Genomic DNA, 13,307 nt, shown 5'->3' with positions numbered 1-13,307 from the left:
TCACTACATAGATCTTCTACCGCAGTAACTAATGAGTAGCAAAACGATGAGTCTGAACCTGGTAAGTGAACAATTGCTAGCGGCGAATGGCCTGAAACATCAGGATCTGTTTGCCATCCTGGGCCAACTGGCCGAACGCCGCCTTGATTACGGCGATCTCTATTTTCAGTCGAGCTATCACGAATCCTGGGTTTTAGAAGACCGCATCATTAAAGATGGTTCTTACAATATCGATCAGGGCGTTGGCGTGCGAGCCATCAGCGGCGAAAAAACAGGGTTTGCCTATGCAGACCAGATTAGCCTGCTGGCGCTGGAACAAAGTGCTCATGCCGCTCGTACCATCGTGCGTGACAACGGTGATGGCAAAGTAAAAACGCTGGGGGCGGTGGAGCACCAGGCGCTTTATACCTCAGTTGATCCCCTGCAGAGCATGAGCCGTGAAGAGAAGCTGGATATTCTGCGCCGCGTAGACAACGTGGCGCGTGCCGCAGACAAGCGCGTTCAGGAAGTGACCGCCAGTCTGACTGGTGTTTATGAACTGATTCTGGTGGCGGCGACCGACGGTACGCTGGCCGCTGACGTCCGTCCGTTGGTGCGTTTGTCGGTAAGCGTACAGGTTGAAGAGGATGGCAAGCGTGAACGCGGCGCCAGCGGTGGCGGCGGGCGTTTTGGCTATGACTATTTCCTTGCCGATCTCGATGGCGAAGTCCGTGCTGACGCATGGGCGAAAGAGGCCGTACGCATGGCGTTGGTTAACCTCTCTGCGGTGGCCGCGCCTGCCGGTACGTTGCCGGTGGTGCTCGGCGCTGGCTGGCCTGGCGTCCTGCTGCATGAAGCGGTCGGTCATGGTCTGGAAGGTGACTTTAACCGCCGTGGCACATCAGTATTCAGCGGTCACATGGGTGAACTGGTGGCGTCAGAATTGTGTACCGTGGTGGATGACGGCACAATGGCGGACCGTCGTGGTTCCGTGGCTATCGATGACGAAGGTACGCCGGGTCAGTACAACGTGCTGATCGAAAATGGCATTCTGAAAGGCTATATGCAGGACAAACTCAATGCGCGCCTGATGGGAGTCGCGCCAACGGGTAATGGTCGCCGTGAATCTTACGCGCACCTGCCGATGCCGCGTATGACTAACACCTATATGCTGCCGGGGAAATCCACGCCGCAGGAAATCATCGAATCCGTTGAATACGGTATTTATGCACCTAACTTCGGCGGCGGCCAGGTGGATATCACCTCCGGGAAATTTGTATTCTCGACGTCCGAAGCGTATCTGATTGAGAACGGTAAAGTGACCAAACCGGTGAAAGGCGCAACGTTAATTGGCTCCGGTATCGAAGCGATGCAGCAGATTTCGATGGTGGGTAACGACCTGAGACTGGATAACGGAGTTGGCGTTTGCGGTAAAGAAGGACAGAGTCTGCCTGTGGGCGTGGGTCAGCCGACGCTGAAGGTGGATAACCTGACCGTGGGCGGTACTGCCTGAGAAACTGTAATTTAAAGGGTATTTTTGCCCGATAAGCGCTAGCGCTATCGGGCATATCATCACTTCTCTTTTCCCCGACCGTACATTCCCTGGAATAGCTTCGCCACATCGACAAAATAGTCTGTCAGATAGTTAATCACTACCTGCACCTTGAGTGGCAATTTGTCTTTTTCGGTATACAGCGCGTAGACCGGACGCGGATCCGACTGGTAGCGGGGAAGCAGGATCTCCACTTCGCCACGATTGATCTCATTGATCACCCACATCAGCGGTACATAGGCAATGCCCGTGCCTGCGGCCAGCCAGCGTACCAGCGTCATCGGATCGTTAGTCACGAAGCGCCCCTCTGGGATCAGGCGGGTGGAGATGCCCTCCGGAGCGATAAGCTCGAATTCATTATCCGGGCGCACGCTGTATTCCAGCCACGAGTGGTTGCTGAGATCGGCGGGTTTCTCCGGGGCGCCAAACTGCGCGAGATAGCTTTTCGCGGCGCAGACCACCATCGGCATAGCTCCCAAACGGCGTGAAAACAGGCTGGAGTCCTGCAACGCGCCGACGCGGATAACTACGTCCAGGCCATCCGCGATTAAATCCGGGGCCGGAATGCCGGTTACCAGATTTACCGTCAATCCCGGATACTCTTTCAGCATCGTGGCGGTCAACCCGGCGAGGACATTTTGTGCCATAGTTGAAGAGCAGCCAATGCGCAGGGTACCGATAGGCGTGTTGTTAAAGGCATAAAGTTGCTCGTGAACATCCTGTGCTTCGTGCAGCATCCGGCGGCAGCCCTGATAATAAATTTTACCGGCTTCAGTTAGCCCAATGCTGCGCGTACTGCGGTTTAGCAGCTTGACCTGTAACTCATCTTCCAGTTTGGAGACCGTCTGGCTTATTGATGAAACGCTCATTTGTAGCTGTCTTGCGGCGGCGGTGAAGGAGCCCAGTTCGACAACTTTGGCGAACACCGACATACGTTTTAATCGTTCCATTGTTCACTCTGACTTAAAAGTGATTTAGATCACATAATATAGATAACAGCATAACAGTTACGTTAATATATTATTATTCAAATAACGGCTATGTCGCTCTCGCCTGGCTCATCCTCGCCCTTCTCTGCGGTGACATACGCTAGAAAAACTATCATCTGCACTCTCTTACGTTACCAAGGTCAACATGAGTCTGTTTCCCGTTATCGTGGTGTTTGGTTTGTCCTTCCCACCGATTTTTTTCGAATTACTTTTGTCACTGGCGATTTTCTGGCTGGTGCGTCGGGTGCTGGTTCCGACTGGTATCTATGATTTTGTCTGGCATCCGGCTCTGTTTAACACCGCGCTGTATTGCTGTCTGTTCTACTTAACAACGCGCCTGTTCGTTTGAGGTTGAAGTGAAAACACTAACAAGAAAACTCTCCCGCACGGCCATTACCGTGATACTGGTCATTCTGGCCTTCATCGCCATTTTCCGCGCATGGGTGTTCTACACCGAGTCGCCGTGGACGCGTGATGCCCGTTTCAGCGCCGATGTTGTCGCCATTGCGCCGGATGTTGCGGGCCTTATTACCAACGTTAACATCCATGATAACCAACTGGTGAAAAAGGATCAGATCCTGTTCACCATCGATCAGCCACGCTATAAGAAAGCCCTTGAACAGGCTGAAGCTGATGTCGCTTATTATCAAGTTCTGGCGCAGGAAAAACGCCAGGAGGCTGGTCGTCGTAACCGACTTGGCGTGCAGGCCATGTCTCGTGAAGAGATCGATCAGTCAAACAACGTCCTGCAAACCGTATTACACCAGCTTGCGAAGGCACAAGCGACCCGCGACCTGGCGAAATTAGATCTGGAGCGTACCGTTATCCGCGCGCCAGCAGATGGCTGGGTGACTAACCTGAACGTCTATAGCGGCGAATTTATTACGCGCGGGTCCACGGCGGTGGCGTTAGTCAAACAGCATTCTTTCTATGTGCTGGCGTATATGGAAGAAACCAAACTGGAAGGCGTTCGTCCTGGGTATCGCGCTGAAATCACCCCGCTTGGCAGTAATAATGTGCTGAAGGGGACTGTTGATAGTGTGGCGGCTGGCGTAACGAATGCCAGCAGCACGCGGGACGCCAAGGGTATGGCGACCATTGATTCCAATCTTGAATGGGTGCGTCTGGCGCAGCGTGTGCCGGTGCGAATTCGCCTTGATGAGCAGCAGGGAACCTTGTGGCCTGCCGGGACGACCGCGACCGTCGTCATTACCGGCAAGCAGGATCGCGATGCCAGTCAGGAATCTTTCTTCCGTAAAATGGCGCACCGCCTGCGCGAATTTGGTTAATCGCGATGGGTATTTTCTCCATTGCCAATCAGCATATCCGCTTTGCGGTAAAACTGGCCTGCGCGATTGTACTGGCGCTGTTCGTTGGCTTTCATTTCCAGCTTGAGACCCCGCGCTGGGCGGTGCTGACCGCGGCCATTGTGGCGGCAGGTCCGGCCTTTGCCGCTGGTGGAGAACCTTATTCAGGTGCTATCCGCTATCGCGGCATGCTGCGTATTGTCGGGACATTTATCGGCTGTATTGCCGCACTGATCATTATCATCAGCATGATCCGCGCCCCGCTATTGATGATCCTGGTGTGTTGTGTTTGGGCCGGTTTTTGTACCTGGATCTCATCGTTAGTGAAGATCGAAAACTCCTATGCCTGGGGGCTTTCAGGCTATACGGCGCTGATCATCGTCATTACTATTCAGGCTGAACCGCTGCTGACGCCGCAATTTGCGCTCGAACGCTGTAGTGAAATTGTGATGGGCATTGTCTGTGCCATTGTTGCTGACCTGCTCTTTTCGCCCCGTTCGGTGAAACAGGAAATTGATGTCGAACTGGATAGCCTGCTGGTAGCGCAATATCAGCTTATGCAGCTGTGCATTAAGCATGGCGACAGTGAGGAAGTGGACAAAGCCTGGGGAGATTTAGTCAGGCGAACGGCGGCGCTGGAAGGGATGCGTAGTAACCTGAATATGGAGTCCTCGCGCTGGGTGCGGGCTAACCGCAGACTCAAGGCATTGAATACGTTGTCGCTCACGCTCATCACGCAGTCCTGCGAAACCTATCTAATTCAGAACACCCGACCAGAATTGATCACCGATACCTTCCGTGAGTTGTTCGATACGCCGGTTGAAACGGTACAGGATGTCCATAAACAGTTGAAGCGGATGCGTAGGGTGATTGCCTGGACCGGAGAACGTGACACACCTGTCACAATTTACACCTGGGCTGGGGCGGCAACACGCTATTTGTTACTTAAACGTGGAGTTGTCAGCAACACCAAAATTAGCGCTATCGAAGAAGAGATCCTGCAAGGTGAACCGGTGGTGAAAGTGGAATCTGCCGAGCGTCACCATGCGATGGTTAATTTCTGGCGCACCACACTTTCATGTGTGCTGGGAACCTTATTCTGGCTGTGGACCGGTTGGACATCCGGCAGCGGTGCAATGGTGATGATTGCGGTTGTTACCTCGCTGGCAATGCGTTTGCCTAACCCGCGTATGGTGGCGATAGACTTTATATACGGCACATTGGCGGCGTTACCGCTCGGGGCACTCTATTTCCTGGTGATTATCCCTAATACCCAGCAAAGTATGTTGTTGCTGTGTCTGAGCCTGGCGGTGCTGGGTTTCTTTCTGGGGATCGAGGTACAGAAAAGACGATTGGGATCGATGGGGGCGCTGGCCAGCACGATTAATATCATCGTGCTGGATAACCCGATGACGTTCCACTTTAGCCAGTTTCTTGACAGTGCTCTGGGGCAGATTGTTGGTTGTGTACTGGCATTTATCGTCATTATGTTGGTGCGTGATAACTCTCGTGACAGAACGGGCCGCGTGTTGCTCAACCAGTTTGTCTCGGCGGCGGTTTCTGCGATGACCACCAACGTGGTTCGTCGAAAAGAAAACCATCTTCCGGCGCTTTATCAGCAGCTGTTTTTGCTAATGAACAAATTTCCCGGCGACCTGGCGAAGTTTCGCCTGGCGCTGACCATGATCATCGCGCATCAGCGCCTGCGCGATGCGCCGGTACCGGTAAACGAGGATCTCTCCGCATTCCATCGCCAGCTTCGCCGCACTGCCGATCACGTGATTTCTGCAGGAAACGACGACAAGCGGCGACGTTACTTTAGTCAGTTGCTGGAAGAGCTTGAGATCTACCAGGAGAAATTAATCATTTGGCAAGCACCACCGCAGGTTACCGAGCCGGTAAAACGACTCAGTGGGATGCTACATAAGTATCAACATGCGCTGACCAGCAATTGAATGTGAGAAACCGACGATAAAAACGTCGGTTTTTTTATGGCTATACTTACCTGAAAATGCAGGAAGTCTCTGCATATTATTGGTTCGTAGAGTGACAGTGACTGGCGTCGGGATGGTGGCTATAGATGAACATCTATACATTTGATTTTGACGAGATAGAAGACCAGGGTGATTTCTATCGCGAGTTTACGCGCACGTTCGGTCTCGCCAGGGAAAAGGTGGTTGATTTAGATTCTTTGTGGGAGGTGGTTATCGGGGAAGTCTTACCGTTGCCGCTGGAGATTGAATTTGTTCATTTGCCGGACAAGCTACGCAGACGATATGGTGCGCTGATTTTACTGTTCGATGAAGCGGAAGAAGAGCTGGAAGGGCAGTTGCGCTTTAATGTTCGGCATTCAATATAAGGCATAAAAAAGCCCCCGGCAGGCGGGGGCAAGTCGTCGGACTGAGACGACGAGGGTTTATTTGTAGAGTTCTGCAGTAGCATGCCAGTGAGCGCCTTCACGGAGCTCGGTAACGCGATAGCTGCTGGCACCTGCTTTTTCAGCTTTAGCAGCGATGGCCTGACGCATATCCATTGGTGAGCTACCGATCTGAGATACGGAGATGCTACCCATGGATTGCAGGTTCTGTGCTTCTTGTGAGTTCACCTGAGTAACCGCGGCGCTTGCACCGAAAGAGAGAACAGAAAGAAGGCTTAAGGTTGCAATAGTCGTTTTGATTTTCATGATTTTTACCTCGTCGAATTCTTTTATAGGGGTCTGCGTTTCGTGACCCTCATCACAAAATCAAGTATACACTAATAACCTGATAAATTAATACCACGCTAATTGTTTCTGCTGGTATTTGGTGTTAAGAAATGGTTTTTTTATAATCAAATGGAATTAAAAAGAGTGTTTTTGACATCTTTAAATAAATAAATTCAATCAAATCATAATGATATGAATTTTTGCAAAATGTGCGTTTTAAAGTATTCGTATTCACTACGTGAATGGTTTTTGATGGTTAAACGCACCATTTGTTAAACGAGTTGTAGTGGAAAATAGAGGGAAGAGGGAGAAAACAGAGTTTTTTCCCCGTCGCGAGGCGACGGGGAGGAGGCACTATAGTTCTTGTTCGAACAGTTCCAGAATGGCTTCGTACAAATCTTTTACCGTAAATCCCTTCGCTGGGGTGGTGAAGATAGTATCGTCACCGGCAATCGTACCCAGAATACCTTCCGCTTTCCCCAATGAGTCCAGCAGACGTGCAATCAACTGAGCAGCGCCGGGGCTGGTATGAATAACCACGACCGCATCGTTGTAGTCTATATCCAGTACCAGATTTTTTAGCGGGCTGGAGGTTGTCGGTACCCCTAACTCTGCTGGCAGGCAGTAAACCATTTCCATTTTCGCATTGCGTGTACGCACGGCGCCGAACTTGGTCAGCATGCGAGAAACCTTGGACTGATTGATATTATCAAAGCCCTGATCCTGCAACGCCAGGACAATTTCGCCCTGAGAGCTGAACTTTTCTTCTTTAAGCAGCGCTTTAAACGCCTTGACTAATTCTTCTTGTTTTGCCGAGCTTCGCATAAGTCACCCGTAATATGGCAGTAGAAACAACATTATTGTGCATACAGATGAATTTTTATGCAAACGGTCTGCCTTGTTCAAGGCTGAAATAATGTTATGAAAGAGCGGAATTTTATCAAATTTCGTTATCAAGAAACATGCCTGTGTCACGGCTCGCAAATAAGGTTAAAAGTAAATTAAATGTTATCAAATTGATGTTGTTTTGAGAGGTGGGTAGGGTATATTGTCAGCACCTGTTGGAAAGTTGCTCTACTGTGCGGGTGGTTTTGAATTACGTAACTTAGGTTTTATTTTACGTAAGTTAAATGCATAAAAGCCAAATTTGCGTGACTACGCATTCTTGACGCGTGGTTGTTGTATTCGTTGGATTTGTGAATTAAGGTCGCCGCCGCGGAGCAATAGACACTTTGCTTATCAATATAATAAGGAGTTTAGGATGAAAGTTGCAGTCCTCGGCGCTGCTGGTGGTATCGGTCAGGCGCTAGCATTACTGTTAAAAACCCAACTGCCTTCAGGTTCAGAACTCTCCCTGTACGACATCGCTCCAGTAACGCCTGGTGTGGCCGTTGATTTGAGCCATATCCCTACTGCTGTGAAAATCAAAGGCTTTAGCGGCGAAGACGCTACCCCTGCACTGGAAGGTGCTGATGTGGTGCTGATCTCCGCTGGCGTCGCACGTAAACCGGGTATGGATCGTTCCGACCTGTTCAACGTTAACGCCGGTATTGTGAAGAACCTGGTGCAGCAGGTTGCTAAAACCTGTCCGAAAGCGTGTATCGGTATCATCACCAACCCGGTTAACACGACGGTTGCTATCGCTGCAGAAGTACTGAAAAAAGCAGGCGTATACGATAAGAACAAACTGTTTGGCGTGACCACGCTGGACATTATCCGCTCCAACACCTTTGTGGCGGAACTGAAAGGCAAGCAGCCAGGCGACGTTGAAGTCCCGGTTATTGGCGGCCACTCTGGCGTGACCATTCTGCCGCTGCTGTCACAAATTCCTGGCGTAAGCTTCACCGAGCAAGAAGCGGCTGACCTGACCAAACGTATCCAGAATGCGGGTACTGAAGTTGTGGAAGCTAAAGCTGGTGGCGGATCTGCAACCCTGTCTATGGGTCAGGCTGCAGCACGTTTTGGCCTGTCACTGGTTCGCGCACTGAGCGGCGAAAAAGGTGTGGTTGAATGTGCTTACGTTGAAGGCGACGGCCAGTATGCTCGCTTCTTCTCTCAGCCGCTGCTGCTGGGCAAAAACGGCGTAGAAGAACGTCAGTCTATCGGCAAGCTGAGCGCGTTTGAGCAAGCTGCGCTGGAAGGTATGCTGGATACGCTGAAGAAAGATATCACTCTGGGCGAAGAGTTCGTTAAATAACGAACTGCCAGAAAGTAAAAAACCGGAGCACTGGCTCCGGTTTTTTTATATCCGCGTTAGTTGGTTGCCGGATATTCCTGAATCGTGACCTGCAGCGTCAACTGCTTATCATCGCGCATCACGACCACGGAGATAACCGAGCCTGGGCGAATCTCTGCCACCTGATCCATTGTTTCCAGCGCTGACACCGCTGGCTTATTATTGACCGAAATAATCAGATCGTTAACCTGTATGCCAGCCCGCGCTGCCGGACCATCCGGGGACACTTCGTTAACCACAATTCCCTGAATTTGATCCATGCCGCCGCCCTGGGCGTGCAGTGGCGCTATTTCGCGACCGCTGATGCCGATGTAGCCGCGAATCACGCGTCCGTCACGAATCAGCTTATCCATGATTTTGGTTGCCAGTTGAAAAGGAATAGCAAAACCGATCCCTTCCGGGGTTTCGCCATCGTTGCTTTTATCAAATGACAGGGTGTTAATACCCATCAACTCACCCAACGAGTTAACCAGCGCACCACCGGAGTTGCCGTGGTTGATGGAGGCATCGGTTTGCAGGAAGTTTTGCCGCCCCGTCGGGTTCAGGCCAATACGACCGGTGGCGCTGATAATCCCCTGAGTGATGGTTTGCCCGAGGTTGTAAGGGTTACCAATGGCGAGAACCACATCGCCGATGTGCGGTACGCGTTTGTTATTAATCGGAATTGTCGGCAGTCCGCCAGTCGCGTTGATTTTCAGCACCGCAAGGTCGGTTAACGTATCAGAACCCACAAGTAGCGCTTCAAATACACGGCCATCCTGCAATGCGACGATGATTTGGTCAGCATCATTAATGACGTGCTTGTTGGTAATGATATAGCCGCGCTGATCCATGATAACGCCTGAGCCGAGCGTGCGGATCTCAAGCTGGTTATGCGCTGTGCTGTTCATACTGCGGTTATAAACGTTAACGACGGCAGGCGCTGCGCGGCGAACAGCCGGGTTATAACTGGCGGGTGTTTCATCTGCACTGTCGAACTGCGGTGCGGTAAGCGTATTAATTTTGCGCAACGAGGGCATCGCGGCCAGCAGAATAGCGCCGACGATTAAACCAATCGCGACCGAACGTAAAAGCTTCACAAACATGATGGCGGCGTCATTAATAAAGGGAACGGCAGCAGCATATCACGAGTTTACCGGACATCACACGGGGGGCTGATGTCCGGTTACAGGCGTTAACGCAGGAGCAGGTAAATACTTTCGTTACCGCGAACCACCTGCAGAGCAATAATCGACGGTTTCGCTTCCAGCACTTTGCGCATTTCAGCGATTGAGTTTACGCGATCGCGGTTAACGCCAATGATAACGTCATCTTTATGCAGGCCGGCCTGCGCGGCTGGGCTGCTTTTTTCGACGTTATCAATTTTAATGCCTTTGGTGCCGTCTTTTAACTGTCCGTCGCTGAGCGTAGCACCTTGCAACGCAGGCGCAATCATCTCCGCGCTGGCGGACGATGATGTACTGGTGTCCAGGGTGACCTCAACCTCCAGCGGTTTACCGTTACGCAGCAGACCCAGTTTGACCTTGGTGCCAGGTTCGGTTGTCGCAATGCGTGAACGCAGTTCGGCGAAGCTGTTGAGCGGTTTGCCGTTGAGGCTGGTAATGACGTCGCCAGACTTCACTCCCGCTTTTGCGGAACCGGAGTTAGGCAGAACCTCGCTGACAAACGCGCCGCGCTGCACGTCCAGTTTGAACGCTTTGGCGATATCGGCGGTCATTTCGGTGCCTTTAATCCCCAGCAGGCCACGTTTGATTTCACCAAACTGCATCAACTGCTGCGCCAGCGTACGCGCCATGTTGCTCGGAATTGCAAAGCCAATACCGATGCTACCGCCACCGGGAGCCAGAATAGCGGTGTTAATGCCAATCAGCTCACCGTTGAGGTTAAGCAATGCACCGCCGGAGTTACCCCGGTTGATGGAAGCGTCCGTCTGAATAAAGTTTTCCAGACCTTCGAGGTTCAACCCGCTACGACCCAAAGCCGATACAATGCCTGAGGTGGCAGTTTGCCCCAAACCAAACGGGTTACCCACGGCTACCGCGAAATCACCCACGCGGAGTTTGTCGGAATCGGCAATGGCTATTTGCGTCAGGTTGCTGGGATGCTGAATTTGTAGCAGAGCGATATCGCTCTGATCGTCGCTGCCAATAAGCTTTGCGTCGAACTCACGACCATCATTAAGCTGAACGCTGATTTTTTGCGCCTGATTAATAACGTGGTTATTGGTCAGGACGTAGCCTTTGGCGGCATCAATAATAACCCCGGAACCCAGCCCTTCAAAAGGTTGGGAAGGTTGGTCGGGAAGTTCATCACCAAAAAACTTTTTGAACTCTTCCGGGACTTTCTGCTCCTGAGTGGCGGTGCCTTCGACCCTTACGCTCACCACGGCAGGTAACACTTTCTCCAGCATCGGGGCGAGACTGGGGAGCGCAGCCTGACCGGGAACCTGGCCGGGAATCGACGCAACGGCCGGGAATGGCGCCGAGAGAGTTAACCCGACACTTAACGCTAATGCACTCAACAGCTGGGTTTGTTTTTTCATGGATCCTGCTCTCGTACCTTGAGTAAACGGAAGATGATTCAAAACAGTTTGATGTTATTGAATTTTCGGTTTGGTCACAATGAGGCTAACGACTAAATAATAGCTGGGACGGGAAGAGAAGCGGAGGGCGCAATTGCTGCGCCCAATAAATTTCTTAACGATGTGCGGTTAGTCGCGCTTTACGCCGCTACGCAGCAGGCCAGAAGCCCCTTCAGAATAGTCACGCGGCATTTGAACCGGCGCCTGATCGTTGCCAGCTTCGGACTCTGCCAGACGATTACGGAACGGGTTGTTTTCCGGTGACATACCCGGCAGCAGGTTGCTGGAGCTTTTCGCCATATGCTGGTAGATCTGACGATAATCGTCCGCCATGTTATCCAGCAATTCAGCGCTGCGGGCAAAGTGGCTCACCAGCTCTTCGCGGTACTCTTCCAGCTCAGCTTTATTTTTTTCCAGTTCGTACTGCAATGCCTGCTGTTGGCGTAATTTACGATTACCAAAACGCATGGCTACAGCACCAATAATGATACCGACGACTAACCCAATTAGCGCATATTCCCAGGTCATGAACATCTCCCGTTGTCTTGTGTTTCCGTAGGGTGTTGGCTTTAGGCTCCATGCCTGCGCCTGATTATGCCACTATAACCGCTAATTCCGTAGAAGTGGAATCCCGTGTTTATATCACGTAATGTAGAACGGCCTTTTTTTCGTCAACCGTGAGCGACGGCACATCGATTCTCAAGGAATAACAATAACATCATGCAAAGCCTTTCTCCGACATCGCGTTACCAGCAAGCCCTCAAAGATGGCAGTCATCAGCCCGACAACGTACAACAAGAAGCCGTGAATCGATTGGAAACCATTTTCCAGGCGCTTTCGACGCCGGCGCGTCCTGTGCCACAGGAGAGTGGACTGATGGCGCGTTTTGGCAAATTGCTGGGTAAGCGCGAGTCGCCGACTAACCCGCCGGTGCGTGGGCTGTATATGTGGGGCGGCGTCGGGCGCGGAAAAACCTGGCTGATGGATCTGTTCTACCATAGCCTGCCGGGCAGGCGTAAACAGCGTTTGCACTTTCACCGTTTTATGTTGCGCGTCCATGAGGAGCTTACCGCCCTGCAGGGGCAGAGCGATCCGCTGGAAATCATTGCCGACCGTTTTAAGGCCGAAACGGACGTGCTGTGCTTTGACGAATTTTTTGTTTCTGACATCACCGATGCCATGCTGCTCGGCGGCCTGATGAAGGCACTATTTGCCCGCGGTATTACGCTGGTCGCGACCTCCAATATTCCGCCAGATGAACTGTATCGCAACGGTTTGCAACGCACGCGTTTTCTTCCTGCTATTGATGCTATCAAACAGCATTGTGACATTATGAATGTTGATGCTGGCGTCGATTATCGTCTGCGCACCTTAACCCAGGCGCATTTGTGGTTGTCACCACTGAATGAGGAAACCCGCCAGCAGATGGATAAGCTCTGGCTGGCATTGGCGGGAACGAAAGGCGAGCATGCGCCGACGCTGGAAATCAATCATCGCCCTATGCAGACGCTGGCCGTCGAAAACCAAACGCTGGCGGTGTCGTTCACTACGCTCTGTGTCGATGCGCGTAGCCAACATGACTACATTGCGCTGTCGCGTCTGTTTCATACGGTGCTGTTGTTTGATGTACCGGTCATGACGACGCTGATGGAGAGTGAGGCGCGGCGTTTTATCGCGCTGGTGGATGAGTTCTATGAGCGTCACGTCAAGCTGGTGGTCAGCGCGGCGTCGCCACTCTATGAAATTTATCAGGGCGAGCGTCTGAAGTTTGAATTTCAGCGCTGTTTGTCGCGCTTGCAGGAGATGCAAAGCGAAGAGTATCTGAAGCGGGAACATTTAGCCGGTTAAACCTGCCGCAAATCACATAAAGGGGTCGATCTTTGACCCTGACTTCTCTATAATCTTGCGACCCCACGTTACGAGAGAGTTTTTTTCCCAAAACTTTCTATGCGCCGGCAT

The 13,307-nt window shown here is 51.7% G+C and carries 13 protein-coding genes; 7 read left to right on the top strand and 6 right to left on the bottom strand.

What is annotated here, in order from left to right; all coding sequences use genetic code 11:
- The first annotated feature begins 46 nt into the window (after positions 1-46).
- Positions 47-1,492 (top strand): metalloprotease TldD, encoded by a 1,446-nt coding sequence (tldD, locus tag ACU8YC_RS18805; protein ID WP_187253355.1) that lies wholly within the window; start codon positions 47-49, stop codon positions 1,490-1,492.
- A gap of 59 nt (positions 1,493-1,551) precedes the next feature.
- Here the strand turns inward: tldD and aaeR are convergent, their stop codons facing one another.
- Entirely contained in the window at positions 1,552-2,481 is a 930-nt protein-coding gene (gene aaeR, locus ACU8YC_RS18800) for an HTH-type transcriptional activator AaeR (RefSeq protein WP_151217889.1), read from the bottom strand.
- Between the two features lie 184 nt (positions 2,482-2,665).
- Between aaeR and aaeX the strand changes: the two genes are divergently transcribed.
- The 4 genes from aaeX (at position 2,666) to ACU8YC_RS18780 (ending at position 6,186) form a co-directional block, all read left to right on the top strand.
- Positions 2,666-2,869, top strand: a complete 204-nt coding sequence (aaeX, locus tag ACU8YC_RS18795; protein WP_151217888.1) for a p-hydroxybenzoic acid efflux pump operon protein AaeX — start codon at positions 2,666-2,668, stop codon at positions 2,867-2,869.
- Positions 2,870-2,876: 7 nt separating this feature from the next.
- Positions 2,877-3,809 (top strand): p-hydroxybenzoic acid efflux pump subunit AaeA, encoded by a 933-nt coding sequence (gene aaeA, locus ACU8YC_RS18790; protein WP_003025174.1) that lies wholly within the window; start codon positions 2,877-2,879, stop codon positions 3,807-3,809.
- A 5-nt stretch (positions 3,810-3,814) separates the two neighbouring features.
- Positions 3,815-5,782, top strand: coding sequence for a p-hydroxybenzoic acid efflux pump subunit AaeB (gene aaeB / locus ACU8YC_RS18785; protein WP_151217887.1), 1,968 nt, complete (start codon positions 3,815-3,817; stop codon positions 5,780-5,782).
- A gap of 125 nt (positions 5,783-5,907) precedes the next feature.
- On the top strand, positions 5,908-6,186 hold the full coding sequence (locus ACU8YC_RS18780; RefSeq protein WP_151217886.1) for a barstar family protein: 279 nt from the start codon (positions 5,908-5,910) through the stop codon (positions 6,184-6,186).
- 57 nt (positions 6,187-6,243) lie between these two features.
- Here the strand turns inward: ACU8YC_RS18780 and yhcN are convergent, their stop codons facing one another.
- Both yhcN and argR read right to left on the bottom strand, forming a co-directional pair.
- The gene (yhcN, locus tag ACU8YC_RS18775; RefSeq protein ID WP_003025165.1) at positions 6,244-6,510 is read right to left on the bottom strand and encodes a peroxide/acid stress response protein YhcN; all 267 of its coding nucleotides are present in this window, start codon (positions 6,508-6,510) and stop codon (positions 6,244-6,246) included.
- A 375-nt stretch (positions 6,511-6,885) separates the two neighbouring features.
- Positions 6,886-7,356 carry a transcriptional regulator ArgR gene (gene argR / locus ACU8YC_RS18770; RefSeq protein ID WP_003025162.1) on the bottom strand — a complete coding sequence of 157 codons (471 nt, stop codon included), beginning with the start codon at positions 7,354-7,356 and terminating at the stop codon, positions 6,886-6,888.
- A gap of 436 nt (positions 7,357-7,792) precedes the next feature.
- Here argR and mdh point away from each other — a divergent pair, with 436 nt between their 5' ends.
- Positions 7,793-8,728, top strand: a complete 936-nt coding sequence (gene mdh, locus ACU8YC_RS18765; RefSeq protein WP_003025158.1) for a malate dehydrogenase — start codon at positions 7,793-7,795, stop codon at positions 8,726-8,728.
- 56 nt (positions 8,729-8,784) lie between these two features.
- On the opposite strand, the gene degS is transcribed toward mdh, so the two are convergent.
- From degS to zapG, 3 genes are all read right to left on the bottom strand, one after another.
- Positions 8,785-9,852, bottom strand: coding sequence for an outer membrane-stress sensor serine endopeptidase DegS (gene degS / locus ACU8YC_RS18760; RefSeq protein WP_151217885.1), 1,068 nt, complete (start codon positions 9,850-9,852; stop codon positions 8,785-8,787).
- A gap of 89 nt (positions 9,853-9,941) precedes the next feature.
- On the bottom strand, positions 9,942-11,309 hold the full coding sequence (gene degQ / locus ACU8YC_RS18755; protein ID WP_278238587.1) for a serine endoprotease DegQ: 1,368 nt from the start codon (positions 11,307-11,309) through the stop codon (positions 9,942-9,944).
- A gap of 168 nt (positions 11,310-11,477) precedes the next feature.
- Entirely contained in the window at positions 11,478-11,876 is a 399-nt protein-coding gene (gene zapG / locus ACU8YC_RS18750; RefSeq protein ID WP_151217884.1) for a Z-ring associated protein ZapG, read from the bottom strand.
- A gap of 192 nt (positions 11,877-12,068) precedes the next feature.
- On the opposite strand from zapG, the gene zapE reads away from it, so the two are divergent.
- Positions 12,069-13,196 (top strand): cell division protein ZapE, encoded by a 1,128-nt coding sequence (gene zapE, locus ACU8YC_RS18745; protein ID WP_151217883.1) that lies wholly within the window; start codon positions 12,069-12,071, stop codon positions 13,194-13,196.
- Positions 13,197-13,307: the final 111 nt, after the last annotated feature.

Source organism: Citrobacter sp. VF227 (assembly GCF_052950715.1).
Note: the sequence above shows the minus strand (reverse complement) of the source record. Positions and strands in the feature narration are given on the sequence as shown.